We start from the raw sequence: 24,522 nt of genomic DNA, 5'->3' as shown, positions 1-24,522 counted from the left end.
CCACGGAACCTGCCGGCGGCGCCTCGGTGGGACGATCCTGAAGTTTCGAGGCCGGAATCAGAAGAGAGTCCCCTGATGCTGTTCGAAGGGCTCGGAAACGTGAGGCTGCCGGGAATTGCCCGAGAGGTTGAGTTCCTTGCGTTCCAGCCGGGAAAGGATCTCCCGCGCGCGCCCGACTACGCTTCTGGGCAGCCCTGCCAAGCGGGCGACCTCGATTCCATAGCTCTTGTTGGCGACGCCCGGTAGAACCCGGTGGAACAGTAGAATCCGGTCCCCCGACTCCTTCACGGCAACCCGGTAGTTCTTGACGCCGCTGTAGATCGTTTCCAACTGGGTCAGTTCCTGGTAGTGGGTCGCGAAGAGGGTTCGGGCCCGTCGGTCCGGTTCGGTCAGGAGATATTCGGCGACGGCCCAGGCAATGGAGAGCCCGTCGAACGTTGCCGTGCCGCGTCCGACTTCGTCCAGCAGAATGAAGCTTCTTCGCGTCGCGCTGTTGAGGATGTTGGCCGTCTCGATCATCTCCACCATGAAGGTGGAGCGGCCGCGGGACAGATCGTCGCTGGCGCCGACTCGAGTGAAGATCTGATCCACCAGGCCGACGCGCGCCTGCTGGGCCGGCACGAACGATCCCATCTGGGCCATGATGACGATGAGGGCGTTCTGGCGAAGATAGGTGGACTTGCCCCCCATATTGGGACCGGTCAGGATGAGCATCTGATCGGATTCGTTGTTCGCCAGCAACGGGTTGGGCACGAATGGCTCCCCTGCGTCCTGAACCTCCAGCACGGCATGCCGTCCCTCGTGGATGTCCAGCTCGCAGGAGTCGTCGACCTGCGGCCTGCAGTAGCCATACTTCCTGGAGGCTTGGCCCAAGGAGAGCAACACGTCGAGTTCCGCCACGCGCCGGGCCGCCTGCTGAATCCGTGCGGCTTCAGCGGCGACCTCCCGGCGGAGCTGCAGGAAGAGGTCCCGTTCCAGCTCGAAGATCCGCTCTTCGGCTTGGAGGACTTTTTCCTCGTGGACCTTGAGTTCGGGAGTGATGAACCGCTCCGATCCCACCAGGGTCTGGCGGCGGACGTAATGGTCCGGAACCGAAGAGGCATGAGTCTTGGTGACCTCGATGAAGTAGCCGAAGATCTTGTTGTACCGGACCTTGAGACTCGGGATCCCCGTCTGCTCGCGTTCCTGGGATTCCAGCTTGGCCAGGAACGACTTGCCTGAGTGGGCAATCTCGCGAAGTTGGTCCAACTCGGAATGGAAGCCGGGAGCGATGATCCCTCCCTCCGTCAGGCTGACGGGGGGATTGCGGGCCAGCGAAGTCTCCAACGCCTCAGCCACGTCCGGCAGCGTGTCCTCGAGGGGTTCCAGCAACCGGCTGCCGTATTGCTCCAGCAAGGGAGCCAACCGGGGCAGGATCTGGATGGACGATTTGAACGCGGCCAGATCTCTCGGGTTGGCGGTGCCCAGAGTGACGCGGCTCAGCAGGCGCTCCAGATCCTGGATCGAATCCAGGAGCTTGCCCAAGCGCTCCATCTGGAGGAGAGACGACTGTAATTCGGCGACGGCGTCCTGTCGTCGGCGGATCTGCTCCAAGTCGAGGGAAGGCCGCAAGATCCGTTGGCGCAACAGGCGGGCGCCCATGGCGGTTCGGGTGAAATCGAGAGTCGAGAGGAGGGTCCAGCGCCGGCCCCCGTTCAGCTCGCGGACCAGTTCCAGGTTTCGGACGCTGGTCTCGTCGATCTTGAGGTAGTCTCGCGTCTCCAGGAGGCGCATCTCGGTGATGTGGTCCAGGGGAGCCTTCTGGGTCTGGCGGACGTAATGGAGCAGGGAACCACCGGCCGAAACGGCCGCGCCCTGTCCATTGATGCCGAAGCCCTCCAGGGTGGATACCTGAAAATGTTCCAGGAGCAGGCGACGGGCGTAGTCGGTATCGAAAGTCCAGTCTTCCTGAACGGTCCGGGAGATCTGCCTGTAATCGGCAGCCGACAATTCTTCGCCGATCCGCGAGCCATCCTTCTCGGCCAGGACCAGTTCCCGCGGGCCAAAGAGCGCCAACTCTTCCCGGGCCCGCTGCCAGGACTCCCGTCCGCTGAACTCGGTGATCCAGAATTCCCCCGTGGAGAGATCGAGAAAGGAGAGGCCGACCCGGTCATTGTGCTGCAGGAGGCTGCCCAGGTAGTTGTTCTCCCTGGAGTCGAGGACGCCCTCCTCGATCACGGTCCCGGGAGTGACGATGCGGACCACCTCGCGTCGGACGAGTCCCTTGACCAGGCGCGGATTCTCGACCTGCTCGCACAATGCCACCTTGTGGCCCTTTCGGATCAGCCGTCCCAGATAGTTATCGATGGCGTGGTGGGGCACGCCGCACATGGGAATGGGTTGACCCTTGGCGTTGCTGTTCCGGGAGGTGAGGGTGATCTCCAGGTCGCGGCTGGCGACGACGGCATCCTCGTAGAACATCTCGTAGAAATCGCCCAGGCGGAAAAAAAGCAGGATCCCCGGGTGCCGGAGCTTGATCTCATGGTACTGTTTCATCATCGGGGTGAGACGTTCCACGATCATTTACTTTAGCAGCAACGTGTGAAATAAACTCCGGGATTTTCGCCAGTTCCGGGAGTGTCTGCCATGTACATCCTGGCCCTCGATACGGCCACCAACAGCGGCGGGATCGCCTTGAGCCGCAACGCCGAAGTGATCGGCCAGGTCATGCTGAAGGCGCCGCTGCGGTATTCGGAAGAAGTGCTCCCGTGCCTGGATTTACTGCTGGACGGTCTCCGGGTGAACCGCAGCCAATTGGGGTGTTTTGCGGTGGCGGCGGGTCCGGGCTCATTCACCGGACTGCGAATCGGCGTGGCCACGGTCAAGGCGTTTGCCCAGAGTCTGGATCGGCCTGCCGTGGGGCTGTCCACCCTGGAAGCACTCGCTTTCCGGTTCCGCTGGTCGCGGAGCCGGATCGTTCCCATGATCGACGCGCGAAGGCAACAGATCTATGGAGCCTGTTATCGCACCGGTCCGGAAGCGGGCGTCCGCCTCGAGATTGAGGAACAGGTGGCGCCCCCCGCGGAGTTTCTGAGGCGGGTCCCCCCGGGAGACCACCTCTTCGTCGGCGACGGGGCGCAGCAGTACCGCACCACCATCCAGGCGCTGCATCCCGGGTCCCGGGTCGCCAGTTCGGACAACTGCATCCTGCCGGAGCTTTGCCTCCTGGCCCACCGGAGGCACATGATGGGCGAGACCGGTGGCGCACGGCGCTTGGAGGCCAACTATCTGCGCCCTTCGGATGCCAGGATTCCTCCCCGCGCCCCGCATCTCAGCCATCCATGAGCCGTTTTCGTGAACGCTGGACCATTGGCGCACTGTTTGGAGGGCTGTTGCTGGCCGCCGTCGACGCCCAGATGCTGATCCCCCTTCTGGGGCGCCTGGAAGCGGACTATGGGACTTCGGTGGAGGGGATGGGGCGGCTCTTCAGCGTCTATGCGCTGACGGCCGGCGGATTCAACCTGCTGGTGGGCCCCTTCACCGATCGTTGGGGGCGGCTTCCTTTTCTCCGGGCGGGTCTGGCGGTTTTCGCCCTGCTGTCTCTGGTCACCCACTTCTCCCAGGGATATCTGCAGCTCCTCTGGCTACGGGCCGGCACGGGAGCGGCATCGGGACTCATCTCGACCTGCACGGCCGGCCTGGTGGGAGACATCTTTCCCTACCGTCGCCGGGGCCGGGTCATGGGCATCGTCCTGAGCGCCTACTTCGTCGCCTTGATCGTAGGAGTTCCGGCCGGAACCTGGATCGCCGATCGCTGGCAGTGGAGGACCGTGTTCCTGGCTTCGTGCCTCCTGGCCGCGGCGGTCCTGGCCTCGCTTTGGGGGCCGCTGTCCGGCTTCCGCTCGGGCGCCCCGGCGGGTGGAAGGATTCGGTTTGCCTACCGCCGTTTTTTCTCGGCTCGTCCCCTGAGAAGCGCCCTGCTGGTCTCCTTTGCCGTCGCCGGGGGCACCATGGCGCTGATGGTCTATCTCTCCGGCTACCTCATCGGCCGGTTCGGCGTGACGCCGATCCAGATCTCCTGGTTGTTTGTGGTGGCGGGGATCGCCGCGGTCACGGGCAGCCTGATCTCGGGTTGGGTGGTGGATCGTTGGACCAAGCGAAAGGTGTTTCTGTTGTCCAACCTGGCCTTTATCCTCACCATTTCGGGCCTCATGACGATGCCCTGGGGAGCGGGTCTCATCGGCCTCTTCTTCGCCGTAAGCCTGTGCGTAAGTTTCCGTCAGACCGCTTTGCAGACCCTGCAGACGCAACTGGTGGGGATCGATGCGCGCGGTTCATACCTGGCTCTTCGAAACTGCTTCTCGCAAATGGGAATCGCGGTGGTGGTCCTGGTCTCGGGCTGGTGCTATTCCTGGTCCGGATACGGGGGCGTCGTTCTCCTGGTCGGGCTGCTCTCGGCGGCGGCCGGCATCCTCTTCTTCCTGAGTGTCCAGGAGCCTCGAGGATCTGCCCGATAGTATAATTGGGTCCATGAAGAGGACGGAATTCTGGAAGCTGGTTCTGGCCAGCAGTCTGCTTTCCACCGCGCTGGTGGTCTTCCTGATTCGGTGGCCGGTTCCCGAGCCGGCCCATGCCGGGTACACCAAACCCCGGACGCAGACGGTCGGCACCGTCCGAACCCAGGACGAAGACATCAACATCCGCATCTATGACGAGCTGGGACCGGGCGTGGTCAACGTGACCAGCACCACGCTGGAGCGGAACTTCTGGTTCGACGTCATCCCGCGGCGGGGGGTGGGCAGCGGTGTCGTCATCGACCGCAAGGGCCGCATCGTGACCAATTTCCATGTCGTTCAGGAGGCCAGCCGCATCGAAGTCACCCTCTACGACAAGAGCAGCTACGAGGCCAAGGTTCTGGGGACCGATCGATTCAACGATCTGGCGATCCTGGAGATCGATTGTCCGGCCGAAAAACTTCATCCCATCGAGCTGGGGAGCAGCGACAACCTGAAGGTCGGGCAGAAGGTTCTGGCCATCGGCAATCCCTTCGGATTCGAGCACACGTTGACGACGGGAATCATCTCTTCCCTGGGCCGGAGCCTGAGAACCGACTCGGGAGTCATCGAAAACGTCATCCAGAGCGACGCCGCCATCAATCCCGGAAACAGCGGGGGGCCGCTGTTGAACACTGAAGGGGAGCTCATCGGAATCAACACCGCCATCTACTCCAGATCCGGCGAGAGCGCCGGGATCGGTTTCGCCGTCCCGGTGAACATACTGCGTCGTATCGTTCCCGATCTGGTCTCCCTGGGATACGTTCGCCGTCCCTGGTTCGGAGTCCAGGGACGAGCGCTGACGCCGGGGTTGGCGAGCGCACTGAAGCTGCCGGTTCAGGAAGGGCTTCTGATCGAACGGGTGGAGCAGGGGAGTTCTTCGGATCTGGCCGGACTGAGGGGCGGCCGCCGGAGGGTCCTGCTGGGAAACTTCTTCCTCATCATCGGTGGTGACATTCTGGTCTCCCTGGACGGCCAGCCCGTTCGGAGCCACGATGACCTGGTCCGTTTGCTGGCCGACAAGCGGCCCGGAGACCGGATCGGCGCCAGCTTCCATCGAGGGGATCGACGAATCGAGACGGTCATCGAACTGGTCGGATACGAACGGTTCGGGGCACGCCGCATCTGAACGGACCCACCGTCCGCCGAAACCTGCCAAGCGGGTCGACTCTCCGAGGGGGCAGTGCGGTTGCAGGCCGGCACGCGTTTTTTTCGGGGTCGGTCGTTATAGTGAGAAGGAGGATTGAGGAAGGAGGTTGAGAATGGTCAACAAGGCAATCTTGGTGGGAAGACTGGGTCGGGACCCGGAGGTTCGACACACGGCGTCGGGTACTCCGGTAGCCAACTTCTCCCTGGCGACAGACGAGTCCTGGACCGATAAGAACGGGGAGAGGCAACGCCGGACCGAGTGGCACCAGATCGTCGTCTGGAGCAGGCTGGCGGAGATTTGCGAGCGGTATCTGCGTAAGGGACGCCTCGTCTTTATCGAGGGGCAAATCCAGACCCGGGAGTGGGAGGATCGGGACGGAAACCGACGGCGCACCACTGAAATAGTGGCTCGAAACATGCAGATGTTGGGTTCTCGGTCAGACGAGATGGGGATGGGGCAAGGAGCCCAGCGGCCTGCCTCCCGCGCTTCGCAGCCGTCTCAGCCGTCCCAGGAGGTGGAGATCACCGACGACGACATCCCGTTCTGACCCGTCGACGCGGAGTCATCTGCGGCTGGAACGCCGATTGGTCTGGGCGACATCCACGCCCATCCGCTCCAGTTCCTGTTGCGCGCGGACCGCTTCCTGAGAATCCGGAAAGATTTCGATCAGTTCCCTAAAGGTGTCGATGGCATCCGTATTTTTCTGCAGGTGCTGGTAGACCTGAGCCTTCTTGAAATAGGCCTCCGCTGTCTTGTCTCCCTTGGGATACAGGTTGATGACCTGGTCGAAGTTTTGGATGGCCTGTTCGTAGCGCTTCTGCTCCAGTGAACACCTGCCGCTGTAGTAGAGGGCGTTGTCGCTGTACTCGCTGTCCGGATGGCTGGCCAGGAGGTCCTGAAAACCGGCGATGGCCAAGTCGTAGTTTCCGATGATGTAGTCATTGTAGGCGGCAGCGTAGGCTTGATCGGGCTGGATCCTGCCCTCGGCGCTCGCCGGCGCCGTTCTCAGCGACTGCATTCTGAGTTGCTGCTCTTCCTGCTGTTTCTGCACGGACGCCAGCCGGTTGTTGGTGTCGTCCAGTTTTACGCTTAGATTCTGGACTTCCGATCGGATCGAAGTGACCAGGTTGAAGACATCCGTCTTCTGATCCTGCATGGTCCGGTGCAACTCATCGGTCGCCAGATTCATCTGTGCCACCTGATCATTCAACTGTTCCAGAAGGGACTTGAACACGGATCCGGTCTCGTCGTTGCTCTTCTGGAGCAAGCGAATCTGGTTCGAGAGCTGAAGAACATCGCTCTGCAGACGAATGATCTCCTCCTTGGTGCCGCCCATCGAGAAGGCGAATAATCCGAGCGATACTGGCGTGAGAACGGCTGCTGACAGTTTCATGGCCTGCTCCTAGGTTGAGTTCCTCCGGTAATGGCCGGACATCCCGTACAATCCACCGCCGGCATCCGTGGGACCGGGGCAAGCTGTCTCTCCTGTCCCACGACCGAGCGGAAAGTTCAACGCCTGCCCCTATCGTTTGACGGCGAAATGGGCGCGGCGGTTCTTGCTCCAACAGGTCTCGTCGTGACAGCTCTCGAAGGGACGCTCCTCGCCGAAGGAGAGGGCTTCCAACTGAGTCGGACTCACGCTGGCGTCCAGCAGGTAGTCGCGAGTCGCCTGGGACCGGCGATCTCCCAGAGCCAGGTTGTACTCTTCGCTGCCACGTTCGTCGCAGTGTCCCTCGACGATGACCGTCGCCGTCGGGAACCTTTTGATCCAGCGAGCGTTCTCCTCCAGGATCCGCTGCGACTTGGAGCTCAACAGGGCCTTGTCATAGTCGAAGAAGATGGGACGGACCCTCCCATCGTCGATGGCCCGCTGAAGTCCTTCTATATCCGTGACCGACAGTTTGTCAGCCCTCTTGGGCACCACCGTTACACGGGTGCTGTCACGGGCACTGCCGCCGCTGCCGCGGGCGATGGCCGTATACGTGGTGGACTCCGCTGGAGAGAGGACCAGGGAACCGGTTTCGGCGACGTTGCCAACACCTCCGTCGATAAGTACGGAAGTGGCATCCGTGCTCTTCCAACTCAACGTCGTTTGGCTGCCCCGCTCGATGGTGCCGGGCTCCGCCGTAATTTCAATGGTCGGCATGACGGCCGCCGGTTTGGTGGGGGCCGCCACCGCTGGAGCGTCGGCAGCCGCAACGGCCGGAGGGGGCTTTTTCTTGCAGCTTCCCACCGCCAGCAGAATTAACACACAGGGAACGAATCGCACTGTGACCAGAAAGCCTCTGTTCATTGGACCTCCTTGGAAGGAAAAATCACACTCAGGGACGGGTCAGGTAGCCTGACCAAGCTGGACTTTCGTTTATACCATAGGCCGTAATTTGCCTTCTACTCTTGCCGTCGGCATTCATGATGAACAGTTGTTTGGAACCGGTTCGAGTACTCTGGAAGACGATGTGCCTGCCGTCCGGGGACCAGTCGGGATGTTCGTTGCTTCCGGTTCCCGAGGTCAGCTGGAAAATCTTTCCGCTGGCCACTTCTACTATATAAACATCGTGTTTCCAACGTTTTGGGGCCTGCCAAGAGTAGATGATGTGTCTTCCGTCCGGGGCCCAACTGGGACTGTCGCAGTGGCCTCCTTCCGACACCAATTGCCGGAGGTCGGATCCGTCGGCATCCATGAGCCAGAGTTGGGGCCGTCCGGTCCGGTCCGAGATGAAGGCGATCTGCCGGGACGAGGGGCTCCAGGTCGGCGAAGTGTCGATAGCCGGATGGTTGGAGATGTTGTTCTTGCCGGATCCGTCAGCGTTCGACACATAGATGTCCGCATTGGAATGCCCGCGGCCGCGGGCGGAGTAGGCGATCTGCCGGCCATCGGGGGAGAACGCCGGTGACGACACATATGAAGTCGGTGTTGGAATGACGCTCCGGCCCCCTTGCAGGCTCTGGATCCAGAACTGCCAGCGGGCGCTTCCGGGCAGAATGGTCACGAAGGCCAGTTTTGAATTGTCTTCGGACCAGTCGGGAAACTTGTTGATTCCCTGGTTGGCGGTGACGGTTCGGACGTTGGAACCGTCATAGTCCATGGTGTAGATTTCCTTGCTCCCCGATTTCAGCGAGCTGTAGGTGATGTGCGTGCTGGCCACACCCTGGCTGGTGCCGGCCGACAACTGGTAGACGATCTGGTCCGCCAACTGGTGGGCAACCCTTCGAATCAGCGTCACGTCGGATACGGAATAGCGCTTTCCAAGCACCTGCTGGCGCGTTTTCACGTCGTAGAGGTAACCTTCGATCATGGCTCCGGCGGCATCCACGTGGAGGTTGCCGAAGGCCAGAAAGTCGACGTCCAGAGTCGGCGCCTGCCAGTGATCGAAACTCACGTCCTGCGGCGACCGCAGCGGCTTCAAGGGATAGAAGCTCTTGGACGGCATTTCGAAGAATGCCGAAAATTTGAGATCCGTCCAGAGAACGTCATTGAAGACCTTCGCGGCCGTCCGGGTCTGCGGAGTGACCGCTGTCCGGGCCACGAAGTCGGCCACCGCCAGGCGCGTGCTCTCTCGAGCCTTGGGGTAGATCTTGACGTCGGACGGCTGCGCCATTCCCGTCGGCGCGAGGAGCGTGAGGATGAGGACAGTGGCCAAAGACGAAATGGCTGGAGACATGATGCAATCCCTTGATTTCACCGTGGGGGATATTGGAAGTAGGTCACAAATCGCACTCTTCGGTTTCGCAACTCCGGTGGAAGAGCGGGCAATGGGCTGCTGGCGCGGATGGCGCGTTGAGCGGCCAGATCAACGGCTCGAACGCCGCTGGCCTGCTCCAATTTGATCCGATGGATCCGGCCGTTTCGCAGCACCTCGAAGCTGACGACCGTTTCCACGGGTCTTGCCAGCCCACCCAACGAAGCCCGGAGCCAGTTCTGTCCCACCCGCTGCTCGACCTGGCGAGCGTACCAGGAGTGCAATCCCTCCTGCCCGGTGCCGCTGCCGACGCGCACTCCCTGTCCACCGCCGAATCCACCCCCGGATCCCGACGGGGCTCCACCGGTGCCACCGCTGCCGGCGTCGGCTTTCCGGGGGACTTGGGCCTTGGCGTTGGATTGGGAGTCCTTGGAACCGGCGCGGGAGGGGACAGGAGCTTTTTTCTTGGGACGTGACCGGCGCTTGCGCGAAGTCTTCTGCTGAAACTCGATCTGGTCGGGCGCGGGCTTCGGGGTCACCTCCTGTTTCCGCTTGGTCTGGGGAGGAGGAGCCGCCTGGACTCTGGGGGTCACTGCCGGCTTGTACATGCCGGCGCCGCCGCCCAGATCGGCCGCCAGGCCGACCGAGACCAGGTTTCCTCCCTGGCCTCCGCCCGCGCCGGTGCTTCCGCTGACGATCTCCACAGGTGGGAAAAGGTCGGTCACGAAGGTGGCGCCCAGAAACAGAACGGCGTGCCCCACCGTCGAAAAGACGAAGGGACGCGAAAGGCGGTCGCTCTTGACGTGGGTGATCAGGATTCGGCTTTGCGGCATCGGTTTCCTGCGGCGGCCTACGGGGCCTTCTCCTTGAAAGGCCGGGTCACGACCTGGATATTCGTGTATCCCGAGAGCCGGATTGCGTCCATGACGGTGACGATCGTTTTCCAGCGGACGTCCTCGTCGGCCTGGAGGAACACGGGCAGGTTCCCGGACCCGATATCGGTCTTCAACCGGTCGCCCAACTCATTGAAATTCAAAGGTGAGGACCCATAGTACAGGGTTTCCTCGCGTCCGATGGTCACCACGGCGCGCTGCTCCGGATCGACGTTGGAAACAGTGCGCGTCCGGGGAAGATTGACTTCGATTCCGGTCTGGAGGATCGGCGCCGTCACCATGAAGATGATCAGGAGGACCAATACGACGTCCACCAACGGAGTGACGTTGATCTCGGACATGGAAGGCCGAGTCGGATTTATGCCGGAGAAGGCCACGCAGCCCTCCTGTTGCAAAGGCCGCTGTGCCGCCGGACGCAAGCTGACGGGTACCGTTCCGTCCGAAAACGCAACTGCCGGACGAATCGGCCGCCGCGGCTGCGGATCCGTTCCATCAGGCGAAACTCCGCTCGATCAGGTTCAGGAGCTCGGTGGTGAAATCGTCCATTTCGATTCCGATGACTTTCAGCCGGTTCAGAAAATGGTTGTAGGCAATCACCGCAGGAATTGCGGCGAACAGGCCTGCCGCCGTCGCGACCAAGGCCTCGCTGATCCCGGGAGCGACGGCCTGGATGGTGGTGCCCGAACCCTCTCCCAATCCCTGAAACGCGTTGATGATGCCGATGACCGTTCCGAAGAGGCCGATGAACGGGGTGACCGATCCCGTCGTCGCCAGCCAACTCAGGGAGCCTTCCAGCGTGGTCATCTCGGCTCCGGCCGCCTTGCGCAACGCTCTCTCCAACCCGCCTATGCTGCGTATGGCAACGTGCTGGTCCATGGGGTTGGTCCGGCTCACGTCTCCCTTGGCTTGAATCCAATGATCCAACTCCCGATAGCCGGCCTTGAATATTCCGGCCAGCGGCGAAAGCGGGTAGTCGTCACAGGCCCGGTGGATCTCGGAGAGACTCGAACTGCGCCGGAAGAACTCGGTGAACTCGTAAGACTGCTCTTCCACCCTCTTGTAGGCCCTGACCTTGGATACGATGATAGTCCAAGACAGAACGGAGAAGAAGAGCAGGACCAGAAGCACCAGGAGGGCCACAGGCCCGCTCTGGGCGATGAGAGACCAGAAGCTGCCGAAGGAACCCTGAGCAATCAGCCAACCACCTGCCATTATTCCCCCGCTGCTACGGTCAATCCCTTCGAGAACAACCCACCGAATTGTAGAACAGGCCTATGTCATATCCGGGCTCGCGCGTCTCCCGGAGCAGGCCCGGTTTCCCTATAATGATTCCTGTTTCCGGGCCAAGGGCGAAACCGGACCTCGCCTCCCCTCGACATGACATGCTCAAGTACCTTCGTATCAGCAACTTCGCGTTGATTGACCGGCTGGAGCTGGATTTCGCCCCGGGGCTCAATCTGATCACCGGCGAGACCGGATCCGGGAAATCCATCCTGGTGGATTCGGTGTCCCTACTGGCAGGAGAACGGGCCTCCCAGGAGATGATTCGAGAGGGCTTCGGCAAGGCCCGGGTCGAGGGCGTCTTCTCCCTGAAACCCGGGCATCCTGCATGGTCCCTTCTGGAGGAAACGGGCCTGGAGGCCGAAGACGGCGAAATAGTGATCCGGCGCGAGATTTCCCGGACCGGCGCCAATCGAATCTTCATCAACGGAAACCTTTCGACGCTGGGCGCCCTGGTTCGCCTGGGGAGCCTGATGGCGGACATCCACGGCCAGCACGATCAACAGAGCCTGTTGCGGCCGCGAACCCACCTTCGGCACCTGGACGGTTTTGGCGAAAACGGGGAACTGGTGGACCGGGTCCGGCAGGTCTACGTCGATCTGGAGGCGGTCCGCCGGCGTCTCGAACGGCTCCGGGAAGGCGCGAGCCGGCGGCGCGAGAGAATGGAGACGCTCCGTTTCCAGCGGTCGGAGCTGGAACAGCTTTCCCTGGAACCGGGGCTGGACCGTAGGCTGGAGCGGGAGCGGGATCTCCTGGCGACGGCGGAGAGCCGGCACCAGGCCGCATACGAGAGCTATCGGCTGCTTTACGATCAGGAGTCGAGCGTTCTCGCTCTTATGGATCAAGCCCACAAGCGGCTGCATGATCTCAGCCGTCTCGACCCGGATATGGAATCCGCGGCCGAGCGCAGTCTCGACCTCCGTTACCAAGTAGAGGAAGTGGGCCTGGAATTGCGGGACTACGCCGCGTCGATCCAGTGGGACGCGGCGCGCCTGGACGAAGTCGGAGAAAAACTCTCGGCCTTGGAGGGCATCAAGAGGAAGTATGGGCCGTCATTGGAGGAGGTTCTCGAACACCAGGCGGAAATCGAGGAAGAGTTGGCGTCGGCGGACTCCTCCCGGATGCGGGAGGAAGAGTTGATTCGGGAGGAGAGTGACCTTGAATCGCGGTATCTCTCGCTGTCCCGGAAGCTCTCACAGAAACGCCGGACAGACGCGCGAGAGTTTTGCCGGCGGGTGGAGGACGAGCTTTCCCAACTGGCCATGGGCGGTTGCGTATTCCGGGTCGGGATCGAAACCGACGAGTCGGTCCAGACGGGGCAGGGAACGGATGCCGCCGAATTCCTCATCAGTTCCAACCCGGGGGAGTCGCCCAGGCCTCTGGGGCGAACGGCGTCGGGAGGCGAGCTTTCGCGAATCACGCTGGCCCTGAAATCGGTGGTCGCGTTCGCGCCGTATCCCAAGACCCTGGTCTTCGATGAGGTGGACGCCGGCATCGGCGGCCGCGTGGCGTCCACCGTCGGCCTGAAATTAGCCCGCCTGGCCCGCCGCGACCAGGTGTTCTGCGTTTCCCATTGGCCTCAGTTGGCCTGCCACGCGACACGCCATCTGCACGTGGACAAGGGAGTTCGCGGGGGACGGACCGTGATTCGGGTCCAGGCCCTGGAAGGAGACGAGCGGGTTCGGGAACTGGCTCGGATGACGGCCGGCGATTCGCTGACGGAGACGACGCTCCGGCAGGCCCGGGAACTGCTTCGGCGAGCGACGTCCGGCTCCGGTTCCGGGTCCCGGGACGATCCTCAGGCGCCGGCCTCTCAGCCCTCCTGATCCCGTTTTGACCCCATGCAATTGTCTCGCCTTTTGAGCATCGGCTAGAATGAATTCCGTTGCGGCGGCCGAACGACCGGCTGCCGGGCGGGCCGGCGGAGTTTGAAGGATGCGTTCTGAGTGCTTTTTTATCGAGACCTTCGGATGCCAGATGAACGTGCATGACTCGGAGAAGATCTCCGGGCTCCTGGTTCATCGCGGGATGACTCCGGTCTCGACGCCCGAGGAAGCCGATCTTTTCCTGCTCAACACCTGCAGCGTCCGCGAAAAGGCGGCCCAGAAGGTCTACAGCCGTCTGGGACAGATGAAGGAGCGAAAGCGCAAGGAGGACAACTTCAGAATCGGGGTGGTGGGTTGCGTGGCCCAGCAAGAGGGCGAGCGAATGCTGAAGCGGGCTCCGTTTCTTGATCTGGTTGTAGGGACCCACCTCTACCACTCGCTGCCCGATCTCCTGGACGAGCTGGATTCCAAGGATTCGGATCATGACCCGTCCCGGCGGGTCCGCACCGAATTCCTGGCGGACTCGATTCCGGTCGAGATCGAACCGGTGCTGCGGTCAAGCCGATTCAGGGCCCAGATCACCATCATGGAGGGCTGCAACAAGCGCTGCACGTTCTGCATCGTGCCTTTTACGCGGGGCAAAGAGCGAAATCGGCCTGCCGAAACCATTTTGGCCGAAGTCCGGCGCGCAGCCGACCTGGGCTTCGTGGAGATCGTCCTGTTGGGGCAGACCGTCAACAGTTATCGGGACCCCCGGCGGCCCCGGTTCCGCTTCGCCGAACTCCTGGCCCAGGTGGCGCGCGTGGATGGAATCCGGCGAATCCGGTTCACCTCTCCGCATCCGCGCGAGTTCAACGACGACGCCATCGCGCTGATGGCGCAGGAACCCCGCATCTGTTCCCAGGTCCACCTGCCGGTCCAGAGCGGGTCCAATCCGATTTTGAAGCGAATGCGGAGGCAGTACACTCGCGAGAGATACCTGGAGATCGTCGACAAGTTCCGCCGCTGGAATCCCGATTACGCGTTTTCCACCGATGTGATCGTCGGGTTTCCGGGGGAGACGGAAGACGATTTTCAGCAGACCATGAGCCTCCTGGAAGCGGTCCGCTACGAGTCCATGTTCTCTTTCAAATACTCCCCCCGGCCCTATACGGATGCCGAACACTGGACGGATGACCAGACCGACCTGGAGAAGACCCGCCGACTGATGCAGTTGCAGCGCCGCCAGAAAGAGATCCAGCTCGAGCTCCACCGGGACCGGTATCTGGGCAGGGAATTCGAGGTTCTGGTTGAAGGCCCCGCTCGCGACGGCGTGAACATCTTCGGAAGGACCGCGACCAACAAGGTGGTCAATTTCCCGGGTCAGGATCCCCCCGGATCATTCGTCTGGGTCCACATCACCGGAATCGGAGCCAACAGTCTCCTGGGGACCAGAATCGGTCCCGAGACCAGCCACTAGGAGTCCACATGGAGCGAGAATTCAAGATTCGCGGACTGATGATGGATCCCATCACCAATTCTCCGATCATCATTCTCCAGGACGTAAAGAGGAACACGCTGCTTCCGATCTGGGTGGGGATTTTCGAGGCCAACGCTATCGCGCTCCAGGTGGAGCGGATCGACACGCCGCGTCCCATGACCCACGATCTGATCAAGAACATCCTCATGCACCTGGACGCCGAGATCTACAAGGTCGTCGTCACGGAGCTCAAGGACAACACCTTCTACGCATTGATTCATCTCAAGCTCAATGGGGAACCCATCGCCATCGACAGCCGTCCCAGCGACGCCATCGCCTTGGCCCTCCGCACCGACTCCCCCATCTTCGTCACGGAAGACGTCATCAACAACAGCCGCAACATCACTCTCGACAAGGAAAACCTGGATCCGGAAGAAGTGCGCAAGTGGCTGGAGAATCTGAACCCGGAAGAAATGGGCAAATACAAGATGTAGCGTCCACGAGTCGACCCCCTCGGGTTCAGACTCTTGTTGGGTAAAATTCCCTAAATACCTCTAAAATAAAGCGAATTACATCCTTTCCCGATCTCCGACCCGATTCGTATACCAACCCCAATAGTTTACATAATATTCATTATGCGACGTTCTGGAATTGGGAACGGAGGGGGTTGGCGCGGTGGTTTCCGGGGATGGTTCCGGGCAGGACGGGCCGCCTTCCCCGTCAGGCGGCGCCCGGAACGCCCGGGCCGGCGCGAGCTTGCGGGAGAGCCGATCCGGGAGATACGCTCTGGCGTGCAATCGAATCGTCGGCGCCTGGACGAGGGAGAGTTTCCGGTGGATATCAAGAGCTACGTCGCGGCCTACAAGAAAAACTCCCTGCGAGTGCTGGAAGGGGTTCCGGACGATCTGGTCGCGGACCTGGCGAGCCGATTGGAATCGGCCCGGAGGAACGGGCGTCAGATATTCGTCTGCGGGAACGGCGGCAGCGCGGCCTCTGCCTCTCATCTGGCCAACGACCTGGGAAAGGGGGCGTCCTATGGCCGGAGTCCGCGGTTCCGGGTCCTCTCTCTCACCGACAACATTCCCTGGATCTCGGCGGTGGCCAACGACTACGACTACGATCAGGTCTTCGTCGAGCAGCTCAGAAACTACGGCCGTAGCGGAGATCTGCTATTGGCCTTCAGCGGCAGCGGAAATTCCCCCAACGTGATCAACGCCGTCGGCTGGGCCAACCGCAACGGAATCGCCACCGTCGGCATTACGGGAAGATCCGGAGGGAAACTCTCCCAATGCGCGCGCCACGTCATCCGCGTCGATTCGTCCCACATGGGGCACATCGAGGAAGCTCATTTCCTGATTCTCCACCTGGTCTCCTACTTCTTCATGGAGACGCCGGAGGACCCGGGCCGGTAACCGCGGCGTCCTGAACGACGACAACCGGCTGTTCCCTGCCGGACCGGTGGTTCCCCGGAAAATCCGGGCGAGGATCTTTCGGGGGGGGCGCATGCCGTTGTACCATGAGCCCAAGCGGGTCTTTTACCACTTTTACCACGGACTGTTACGCGAACAATTCTAGAACCAGCATTAGGAGGAACCTCGCTTATGGATGCCAGAGAAGTGATTAATCTGATTCGAGATCAGCAGATTCAGGCCGTGGATCTGCGGTTCTGCGACCTTCCGGGACTGTGGCAGCATTTTACCATCAGCGCCGGCGATCTGGACGAGGACAGTTTCGTGGAAGGGTTCGGTTTCGACGGGTCGAGCATTCGGGGCTTTCAGCAGATTCAGGAAAGCGACATGATCCTGATCCCCGATCCGAGCACCTGCTTCGAGGACCCCTTCTCCAAGGTCAGGACCCTGATCCTGATCTGCAACATCGCCGATCCCATCACCCAGGAGCCATACAGCCGGGACCCCCGCTACATCACTCAGAAAGCCGAGAAATACCTGGTGTCGACCGGTATCGGCGACACCGCCTATTTCGGACCCGAGCCGGAGTTCTTCGTGCTGGACGATGTCCGGTTCGACCAGTCGTACAATCACGGCTACTACTACGTCGATTCGGTGGAGGGTTTCTGGAACAGCGGGCGGGAGGAAAACCCCAACCTGGGATACAAGCCTCGATACAAGGAAGGCTACTTTCCGGTTCCTCCCATGGACACGCTGCAGGACATGAGGACGGAGATGATGCTTGCCCTCCAGGATGCCGGCATCCAGGTGGAGGTCCACCATCACGAAGTGGCAACGGCTGGCCAATGCGAGATCGACATGCGCTTTGATTCCCTGGTAAACATGGGAGATAAGCTGCTGAAGTTCAAGTACATTATCAAGAACGTGGCGCGCCGTTACGACAAGACGGTCACCCTGATGCCCAAGCCCATATTCATGGACAACGGCTCCGGGATGCACGTCCATCAGAGCCTCTGGAAGAATGGCCGGAACGTCTTCTATGGCCCCGGGACCTATGCCGATCTGAGTCAGGAGGCCGTCTACTACATCGGCGGACTCCTCAAGCACGCCGCCGCCGTTCTGGCCTTCGGCGCTCCCACCACCAATTCCTACCGGCGGCTGGTCCCCGGCTACGAAGCGCCGGTCAATCTCATCTATTCGATGCGCAACCGCAGCGCCTGCGTCCGAATCCCCACCTACTCCAGCAGCGAGAAGGCCAAGCGGGTCGAGTTCCGTCCTCCCGATCCTTCGGCCAACGGCTACCTGGCATTCGCGGCCATGCTCATGGCCGGCCTGGACGGGATTCAGAACAAGATCATGCCGCCCGATCCCATGGACAAGGACCTCTACGACCTCCCTCCGGAGGAGATGGCCGACGTGGAGTCGGTTCCGGGGAGTCTGGATCAGGCCTTGGACGCCTTGGAGGGCGACCATGACTTTCTGCTCAAGGGAGACGTCTTCACTCCGGATGTGATCGAGACCTGGTTGAACTACAAGCGGGAGCGTGAAGTCGACGCCATGCGGCTGAGACCGCATCCCTACGAGTTCGCTCTCTACTTCGACATTTGATCTTCCCCGCCCTGCGGCTCTATAGGCGGCCTTCACGTGGACGGGGCGTTCGACAATCCGAACGCCCCGTCCATACCCGAATCGAGTTTCCCGGTCCACGGCGGGAGTCCATGGTGAGAGTCTCCCGTAGCGCCCGAACCGGCCGACTTTCTTGACCGCTTTTGCCGCGGGCTGCTGGATCGCCTGAAATGCGCGCCCGGGAATTGTTCCTGTCCTCCCGCTTGTCCGACGAGGAGGCCAGCCGGATTCTGGCCCGGTCCGGCTTTCGAAAGCCCTCCAGAGTGGCTCAGAGTCTTCGGGTGATACGCGGTCTGTGCCGCCATCGCCCCGAATTGCCCGAATTCGCCGAAAATCTGTTTCGGGAGGCGCTGCGGGCCGCGGATCCGGACGCCGTCATCCTCCACTTGGCAACGCTGATCGAATCGGCGTCCAGTCCCGGCGCATTTCTTGACCTGCTGAATCAACGGCCGCGTGCGCTGAGAACCTTGTCCGGGGTTTTGGGGGCCTCGGCCTACCTGGCCCAACTCCTGCTGCGGAGTCCCGAATACGTCGATTGGCTCCTGGAAGAGAACCGGCTCGCATCGATCCCAGGCAGAGAGGGCTTCCTTGCACAGGCCCGGTCGGCGGGTCCGCCGGAGAGTCCGGAGACGGCGCTCGAAAACCTGCGGCGGCTTCGCCGGCGGGAGACTCTCCGCATCGCGGCACAAGATATTCTGGGTTTCTGCACGCCGGACGAGACGGCCCGTCAAGTGTCCCATCTCGCCGACGCCGTGCTCCAGCGGACCTTCGACCTTCTGGCGCCGGCGGGGCTGGACTCGAAATCCGATTTTTCGGTTCTGGCCCTGGGGAAGCTGGGCGGAGAAGAGTTGAATTTCAGCTCCGACGTCGATCTCCTGTACGTCCGTGGCGACGGGACCGATTTTGGACGCACGGCCCGCTTCGCCCGTGATTTGACCCGGGCCTTGTCCGCCATTACGACGGAGGGCAGGCTCTACCGGGTCGACCTCCGGTTGCGGCCCATGGGCAGATCCGGGGAGATCGTGTATTCGCTGGACGCCTACCGCTCCTACTACCAGACCTGGGGGGACACACCCGACCGCTTGGCGCTGATCAAGTGCAGGCAGGTGGCGGGAAGCGCCGGCTTGGGCGCCCAACTGGTGGGAATCGTTCAGGAAGAATTCGTCTACAAACGATATCTGGATTTCGCCGCCATCGAGGAGGTGCGATGGCTCAAGCGGCGGGCGGAGCGGCAGACGGAGCAGGCGGGGAGCGAGAGTTGGGACGTCAAGTTGGGCCGGGGCGGGATTCGGGAAATCGAGTTCTTCGCCCAGGCCTTCCAACTTCTCTACGGCGGGTCCCGGCCCGAGATCAGAACCCCCAACACCTTGGACGCCCTGGACCGCTTGGTGGACGGCGGACTCATCTCCGCCGGCGACCATCGGAGGCTGCGCGGCAGCTACCTGTTTTTGCGTGACGTCGAGCACAAGCTGCAACTCGTCCATGACCTGCAGACCCACCGTCTTCCCCGGGATCCGGGCAAGTTGTTGCGCCTGGCCCGGCGCTTGGGATTCGGCGCCGTACCGGGCGGTCCGGCGGCCGAGCCCGAGACCGATGCGTTCCAGGAAGAGTTGGAGCGAAGGAAGGACCAGGTCCAGCGAATCTTCGAGTCGTTGTTCGGGCAGGATCCGACTCAGCGGGGTCTGGAACGGCTGGTGCTCAATCCGGATATGAGCCGCGAGGAGGCGTTGGAGATTCTCCGAGCCAACGGGATCCGCGACGGGGAAGTCCTGGAGGGCATCGCCGTTTTGGAGAAGGCCCCCTCTTTTCCTCATTCGCCCAGCCGGATGCGGAATCTGCTGGCCAACCTGGTGCCTCACCTGATCGACTACATGGGCCTGGCCTCGAAAGCCTCCCACCTGTTCACACGGCTGGACCGCTTCAGCGAGTCGCTCAATGCTCGCGCCGATCTGTATTCCGAACTCATTGAGAACCGGGTTTTCCGGAAGACCCTTCTGACCGTATTGGCGACCAGCGAGTTCTTGTCCGAGACCCTGATCCACAACCCGGAGTTGCTGGATTCGGTCTCCCGGATTCCACCGTTGGAGGACGATGCGCCCGGCATGCGGCAATCGCTGGAGCAACTGGCGAAAGGGGCCAAAAACCGGGGGGACGCGTTGCGGATCTTCAAGCGCCGGGAGGAGTTCAAGGTGGCGCTGCACGATCTGTTGGAACCGGGGACCGCCGGGACCAGGCTCCGCCTCAGCCACTTGGCCGATACCTGCCTCCGTCACGTCATCGGGGAGATTCTCGAGGACTTCCCCGCCCTCCGGGACGAGTCCTTCTGCCTCCTGGGTCTGGGAAAGCTGGGAGAGCAGCAGATGACGTATCACTCCGATCTGGATCTGTTGCTGGTTTATGGCCTCCGTCCGGACCAGGATCTGTCCAGCCTCTTCATACGCCTGGTCCGGAGACTGATTCGGGAGATGGAGGACTACACCGGTCAGGGGCGTGCCTACCTGGTGGATTTCCGGTTGCGCCCCGAAGGCCGCCACGGGGCATTGGCAATTCCCTTCCCGGCGCTTGAACGCTACTTCGCGACCCGGGCCGACCCCTGGGAACGAATGGCTTACGCCAGTCTTCGTCCGGTCTACAGCCAGGGAGACCCCTTGGACGCAAGGTCCCTGATCTGGCACGGCCGGCCGTTCACGCCGGATCAGGTGCGGGATCTGGACCACGTCCGCCGGCGCAAGGAGCGGGAGGTGGGAAAGGAAAAAGATGGAGTCGACTACGATTTCAAGGTCGGCCGCGGTGGGCTGATGGACGTCCAGTTCGTGGTAAAGTATCTGCAGCTGCAACACGGGATCGAGGGAAGAGGGACTCGGTTCGGCATCTCCAGGCTCGTCGAGGCGGGTCATCTCGGTGCTGACGAGGGACGGGTCCTGAGCCGGGGCGCGGGATTCCTCTTCCACCTTGAGGCTCTGCAGCGACTATTGGCTGAAAGTCCGGCGACCAGACTACCCTGCGATCCGGCCCGGTGTGCGGTCACCGCCAGGCTCATGGGTTTGGACTCGGGGGACTCGCTCTTGGAGCGTTATCGGTTCGAAACCACCGCGATCCGGCAAATCTACCGGAAGTTCTTTTCCAGCTAGCTCATGTCCTTACGTCAGTCACGAATCAAACGCCTGCTGGCCGCCAATCGCAGTGAAATTGCGATTCGCGTTTTTCGATCGGCACACGAATTGGGCATCCGGACGGTTGCTCTCTATTCGGAAGAAGATCGGTTTTCTCTGCACCGGTACAAGGCGGAAGAAGCCTACCTGATCGGCTCCGGGATGGATCCCATCCAGGCCTATCTCAACGTCGAGAACGTGATCGCGCTGGCCGTGGAGAAGCGAGTCGACGCGATACATCCCGGCTACGGATTCCTCTCCGAGAACCCGGTCTTCGCCCGGGCCTGTGCGGATGCCGGGATTCTGTTCGTCGGTCCCCGGCCCGAGATTCTGGAGCAGTTGGGCGACAAGACGGCGGCTCGAGCGCTGGCGGCCCGATTGGGGGTTCCCATACTACAGGGCAGCGACGAGCCCCTCTCGGATCTGGAGGAGGCCAGGAGCCTGGCTTCCGCCATGGGTTTTCCGGTGATTCTCAAGGCGGCACACGGCGGCGGCGGGCGCGGCATGCGTGTCGTGACCCGGGAGGCGGATCTGGAAGCGCAGTTTCAAGAGGCGCAGCGTGAATCGCTGTCCGCGTTCGGCCGTGAAGAAATCTTTCTGGAGCGATTCGTGTCCCGGGCCCGGCATTTGGAAGTGCAGATTCTGGGAGACCGGCATGGCAATCTCGTCCATCTCTACGAGCGGGATTGTTCCCTGCAGCGGCGTCATCAGAAGTTGGTGGAGATGGCCCCAGCCCTCAATCTGGCGCCGGACCTGAGACGGGAGATCTGCGACGCCGCGGTAGCTCTGGGCCGGGCCATCGGGTATGACAACGCGGGAACGGTTGAGTTCCTGCTGGACCAGGATACGGACCAGTTCTATTTCATCGAGATCAACCCCAGGATCCAGGTCGAGCACACGGTGACGGAAGAGGTGACCGGCGTCGACCTGGTGCACCATCAGATTCTGATCGCCGAGGGGCTTGCGCTGGGACATCCCGAGATCGGACTGGCCAGTCAATCCGATGTGCAGGTCCGGGGCCACGCCTGCCAGTGCCGGGTCACGACGGAGGATCCGGAGAACTCGTTCATCCCCGACTACGGACGCATTCTCCACTATCGGTCGGCGTCCGGGGCGGGAATCCGGCTGGATGCCGGGACCGCCTTTTCCGGGGCCACGGTGACCCCCTTCTACGATTCCCTCCTGGTGAAGGTCACCGCCTGGGGCCTTCGGTTCCCCGAAACGGTCCGCCGGATGGAGCGTTGCCTGCAGGAATTCCGAATCCGCGGCGTGAAGACGAACATTCCCTTTCTGATCAACCTGGTGGACCATCCCGAGTTTCGGAACGGCAATTGCACGACTCGTTTCATCGACGAGAATCCGGACCTCTTCCGTTTCCCGGCTCGCCGGGACCGGGCGACCCGCCTGCTTCGCTTTCTGGGAAATCAGGTGGTGAATGAAACTCCCGTGGTCAAGGAGTTTCACGGCAAGGTCAACCGCAGGCCGGCGCCGGTTCCCTGGCGCCCGACCGGTGGAGAGATTCCCGAGGGCCATCGTTTTCGGCTGGTCAGGGACGGGCCGCGGAAATTCGCCGAGTGGGTTCGAGGTCGTTCCGAGGTGCTCATTACGGACACCACCCTCCGGGATGCGCACCAGTCCCTCTTGGCCACTCGAATGAGAACCTATGACATGAGCCGGATCGCGGACGTCTACGCTCATTGTCACAGCGACTTCTTCTCACTCGAGCTCTGGGGCGGAGCCACGTTCGACACGGCCATGCGTTTCTTGCGGGAGTCCCCCTGGGATCGCCTGGACCGCCTGCGCCAGGCTATCCCCAACATTCCCTTTCAAATGTTGCTTCGAGCCTCGGCCGCCGTGGGCTACACGAGCTATCCCGACAACGTGGTCCGGGAGTTCGTGCGGCACGCCGCCGAGTCGGGCATCGACATCTTTCGCATCTTCGATTCACTCAACGATTCCCGCAACATGCAGGTCGCCATCGAAGCGGTGGTCCGGAGTGGAGGCGTGGCCGAGGCCGCCATCTGCTACACCGGCGACATCCTGGATCCGGATCGGAGCAAGTACTCCCTGGACTACTACCTGGAGTTGGCCCGGGAGTTGGAGCGCATGGGCGCCCATATGCTGGCCATCAAGGACATGGCCGGACTGTGCAAGCCCTACGCCGCCTACCGGTTGATTCGGGCGCTGAAAAACGAAGTGGGCATACCGATCCATTTTCATACCCACGATACGAGCGGCGGCCAGATGGGATCGCTCCTGAAGGCCGTGGAGGCGGGCGCCGACATCGTGGATGCCGCCATGGCTCCCCTGGCCGGGCTCACCTCTCAGCCCAGTCTCAACACGCTGGCGGAAATGTTGCGGTTTGCTCCCCGGGACCCCGGTCTCGACACTGCGAGCCTCGAGGAAACGGCTCATTACTGGGAGGTCGTGCGGCAATATTACTGCGCCTTCGAGTCGACGCTGCGGACGGGTACGGCGGATGTCTACAAGCATGAGATGCCGGGCGGGCAATACACCAACCTGTATCAGCAGGCGGCGGCCTTGGGCCTGGAGGAGAACTGGCCGGAGGTCTGGCGAACCTACGCCCGGGTGAACGAACTGTTCGGGGATATCGTCAAGGTCACCCCATCGTCCAAGGTTGTCGGCGATCTTGCCCTCTTCATGTTGACCAATGATCTCTCCCCCGAGGACTTGACCGACCCCTCCAAGAAGATCGATTTTCCCGAGTCGGTGATCGATTTCTTCCAGGGCCGGCTGGGGACGCCGAAAGGGGGTTTCCCCGTCCGGTTGAGAGATCGAATTCTGGGGGATCTGCGCCCCGTCCGGGGCCGGCCGGGCGAGTCGCTGCCTCCCGCCGACCTGGAAGCCGTGCAGGAGGACCTCGAGGGGCGGCTTCGCCGCAAGTTCAGTGAGCGGGACACGATTTCCTACATCCTGTACCCGCAGGTGTTTCAGGAGTTCATTCGTCACCAAACCCGGTACGGAGATGTTTCGGTGCTCCCTACACCCGTATTTTTTTACGGGATGGAGACGGAAACCGAGGTCTTGGTGGAGCTGGAGGCCGGCAAGACGCTGATTGTCAAGCTGATGGCCGTGGGGGAGCCGGACACCCGGGGAAACTGCACCGTCTTTTTCGAACTCAACGGCGTGCCGAGGGAGGTGCAGATTCCCAATCAGTCCGTGATTCCCCAGGTGTCGAAACGGGCCAAGGCAGACCCGGGCAATCCGCTTCACGTCGGCGCGCCCATGCCCGGAATGGTCATTTCCGTCTCGGTGGGAACCGGAGCGAAAGTCGCGCAGGGAGAAAAGCTGTTGACGCTTCAGGCCATGAAGATGGAGCTCACGCTCTACGCCGACCGGGAAGCCGAGATCGAGGACCTGCTGGTGGAGGCGGGAGATCGGGTGAATACCAAGGACCTGCTGCTGACCTATCTCCGCCAGCCGGCCGAAGCCGGTTGATGAAAGAGGTCCAAGCCGCCTGTAGGCCTCTGATCAGAAGGTTGAGCCCCTCACG

The 24,522-nt window shown here is 61.9% G+C and carries 18 protein-coding genes; 11 read left to right on the top strand and 7 right to left on the bottom strand.

From position 1 onward, the window contains the following. Positions 1 to 57 precede the first annotated feature (57 nt). The gene (mutS, locus tag OXT71_01510) at positions 58 to 2,538 is read right to left on the bottom strand and encodes a DNA mismatch repair protein MutS (GenBank protein MDE2925057.1); all 2,481 of its coding nucleotides are present in this window, start codon (positions 2,536 to 2,538) and stop codon (positions 58 to 60) included. 87 nt (positions 2,539 to 2,625) lie between these two features. Between mutS and tsaB the strand changes: the two genes are divergently transcribed. The 4 genes from tsaB (at position 2,626) to OXT71_01490 (ending at position 6,229) form a co-directional block, all read left to right on the top strand. Then, positions 2,626 to 3,324, top strand: coding sequence for a tRNA (adenosine(37)-N6)-threonylcarbamoyltransferase complex dimerization subunit type 1 TsaB (gene tsaB / locus OXT71_01505; protein ID MDE2925056.1), 699 nt, complete (start codon positions 2,626 to 2,628; stop codon positions 3,322 to 3,324). Next, positions 3,321 to 4,496, top strand: a complete 1,176-nt coding sequence (locus OXT71_01500; protein MDE2925055.1) for an MFS transporter — start codon at positions 3,321 to 3,323, stop codon at positions 4,494 to 4,496. The genes tsaB and OXT71_01500 overlap by 4 nt, the downstream gene beginning before the upstream one ends. Before the next feature lie 13 nt (positions 4,497 to 4,509). Further along, positions 4,510 to 5,661 carry a trypsin-like peptidase domain-containing protein gene (locus OXT71_01495; GenBank protein MDE2925054.1) on the top strand — a complete coding sequence of 384 codons (1,152 nt, stop codon included), beginning with the start codon at positions 4,510 to 4,512 and terminating at the stop codon, positions 5,659 to 5,661. Between the two features lie 133 nt (positions 5,662 to 5,794). Beyond that, positions 5,795 to 6,229 (top strand): single-stranded DNA-binding protein, encoded by a 435-nt coding sequence (locus tag OXT71_01490; protein MDE2925053.1) that lies wholly within the window; start codon positions 5,795 to 5,797, stop codon positions 6,227 to 6,229. Between the two features lie 15 nt (positions 6,230 to 6,244). Here the strand turns inward: OXT71_01490 and OXT71_01485 are convergent, their stop codons facing one another. The 6 genes from OXT71_01485 to OXT71_01460 all read right to left on the bottom strand — a co-directional run bounded on the left by OXT71_01485 (position 6,245) and on the right by OXT71_01460 (position 11,467). After that, positions 6,245 to 7,075 (bottom strand): tetratricopeptide repeat protein, encoded by an 831-nt coding sequence (locus tag OXT71_01485; GenBank protein ID MDE2925052.1) that lies wholly within the window; start codon positions 7,073 to 7,075, stop codon positions 6,245 to 6,247. Between the two features lie 129 nt (positions 7,076 to 7,204). Beyond that, complete coding sequence (gene pal, locus OXT71_01480; protein ID MDE2925051.1) at positions 7,205 to 7,975, bottom strand: peptidoglycan-associated lipoprotein Pal; 771 nt, start codon at positions 7,973 to 7,975, stop codon at positions 7,205 to 7,207. 28 nt (positions 7,976 to 8,003) lie between these two features. Beyond that, a complete protein-coding gene (locus OXT71_01475; GenBank protein ID MDE2925050.1) occupies positions 8,004 to 9,344 on the bottom strand; it encodes a hypothetical protein in 1,341 nt (446 codons plus the stop codon). A gap of 17 nt (positions 9,345 to 9,361) precedes the next feature. Continuing rightward, the gene (locus tag OXT71_01470; GenBank protein MDE2925049.1) at positions 9,362 to 10,195 is read right to left on the bottom strand and encodes a TonB family protein; all 834 of its coding nucleotides are present in this window, start codon (positions 10,193 to 10,195) and stop codon (positions 9,362 to 9,364) included. Between the two features lie 17 nt (positions 10,196 to 10,212). After that, positions 10,213 to 10,632: a biopolymer transporter ExbD gene (locus tag OXT71_01465; GenBank protein ID MDE2925048.1), complete on the bottom strand. Its 420-nt coding sequence runs from the start codon at positions 10,630 to 10,632 to the stop codon at positions 10,213 to 10,215. 115 nt (positions 10,633 to 10,747) lie between these two features. Next, a complete protein-coding gene (locus OXT71_01460; GenBank protein ID MDE2925047.1) occupies positions 10,748 to 11,467 on the bottom strand; it encodes a MotA/TolQ/ExbB proton channel family protein in 720 nt (239 codons plus the stop codon). A 170-nt stretch (positions 11,468 to 11,637) separates the two neighbouring features. Between OXT71_01460 and recN the strand changes: the two genes are divergently transcribed. The 7 genes from recN (at position 11,638) to OXT71_01425 (ending at position 24,467) form a co-directional block, all read left to right on the top strand. Then, positions 11,638 to 13,362 (top strand): DNA repair protein RecN, encoded by a 1,725-nt coding sequence (gene recN, locus OXT71_01455; GenBank protein MDE2925046.1) that lies wholly within the window; start codon positions 11,638 to 11,640, stop codon positions 13,360 to 13,362. 109 nt (positions 13,363 to 13,471) lie between these two features. Continuing rightward, positions 13,472 to 14,821 (top strand): tRNA (N6-isopentenyl adenosine(37)-C2)-methylthiotransferase MiaB, encoded by a 1,350-nt coding sequence (gene miaB / locus OXT71_01450; GenBank protein MDE2925045.1) that lies wholly within the window; start codon positions 13,472 to 13,474, stop codon positions 14,819 to 14,821. 8 nt (positions 14,822 to 14,829) lie between these two features. Further along, the gene (locus OXT71_01445) at positions 14,830 to 15,315 is read left to right on the top strand and encodes a bifunctional nuclease family protein (GenBank protein ID MDE2925044.1); all 486 of its coding nucleotides are present in this window, start codon (positions 14,830 to 14,832) and stop codon (positions 15,313 to 15,315) included. A gap of 297 nt (positions 15,316 to 15,612) precedes the next feature. Next, positions 15,613 to 16,233 (top strand): SIS domain-containing protein, encoded by a 621-nt coding sequence (locus OXT71_01440; GenBank protein ID MDE2925043.1) that lies wholly within the window; start codon positions 15,613 to 15,615, stop codon positions 16,231 to 16,233. Between the two features lie 189 nt (positions 16,234 to 16,422). After that, entirely contained in the window at positions 16,423 to 17,838 is a 1,416-nt protein-coding gene (gene glnA / locus OXT71_01435) for a type I glutamate--ammonia ligase (protein ID MDE2925042.1), read from the top strand. A 188-nt stretch (positions 17,839 to 18,026) separates the two neighbouring features. Next, positions 18,027 to 20,987, top strand: a complete 2,961-nt coding sequence (locus OXT71_01430) for a hypothetical protein (GenBank protein MDE2925041.1) — start codon at positions 18,027 to 18,029, stop codon at positions 20,985 to 20,987. A 3-nt stretch (positions 20,988 to 20,990) separates the two neighbouring features. Then, complete coding sequence (locus OXT71_01425) at positions 20,991 to 24,467, top strand: pyruvate carboxylase (protein ID MDE2925040.1); 3,477 nt, start codon at positions 20,991 to 20,993, stop codon at positions 24,465 to 24,467. Positions 24,468 to 24,522: the final 55 nt, after the last annotated feature.

It is taken from the genome of Acidobacteriota bacterium (assembly GCA_028874215.1).
In the GTDB taxonomy this organism is placed as follows: Bacteria; Acidobacteriota; UBA6911; order RPQK01; family JAJDTT01; genus JAJDTT01.
This window is presented reverse-complemented; position numbering and strand designations above follow the sequence as displayed.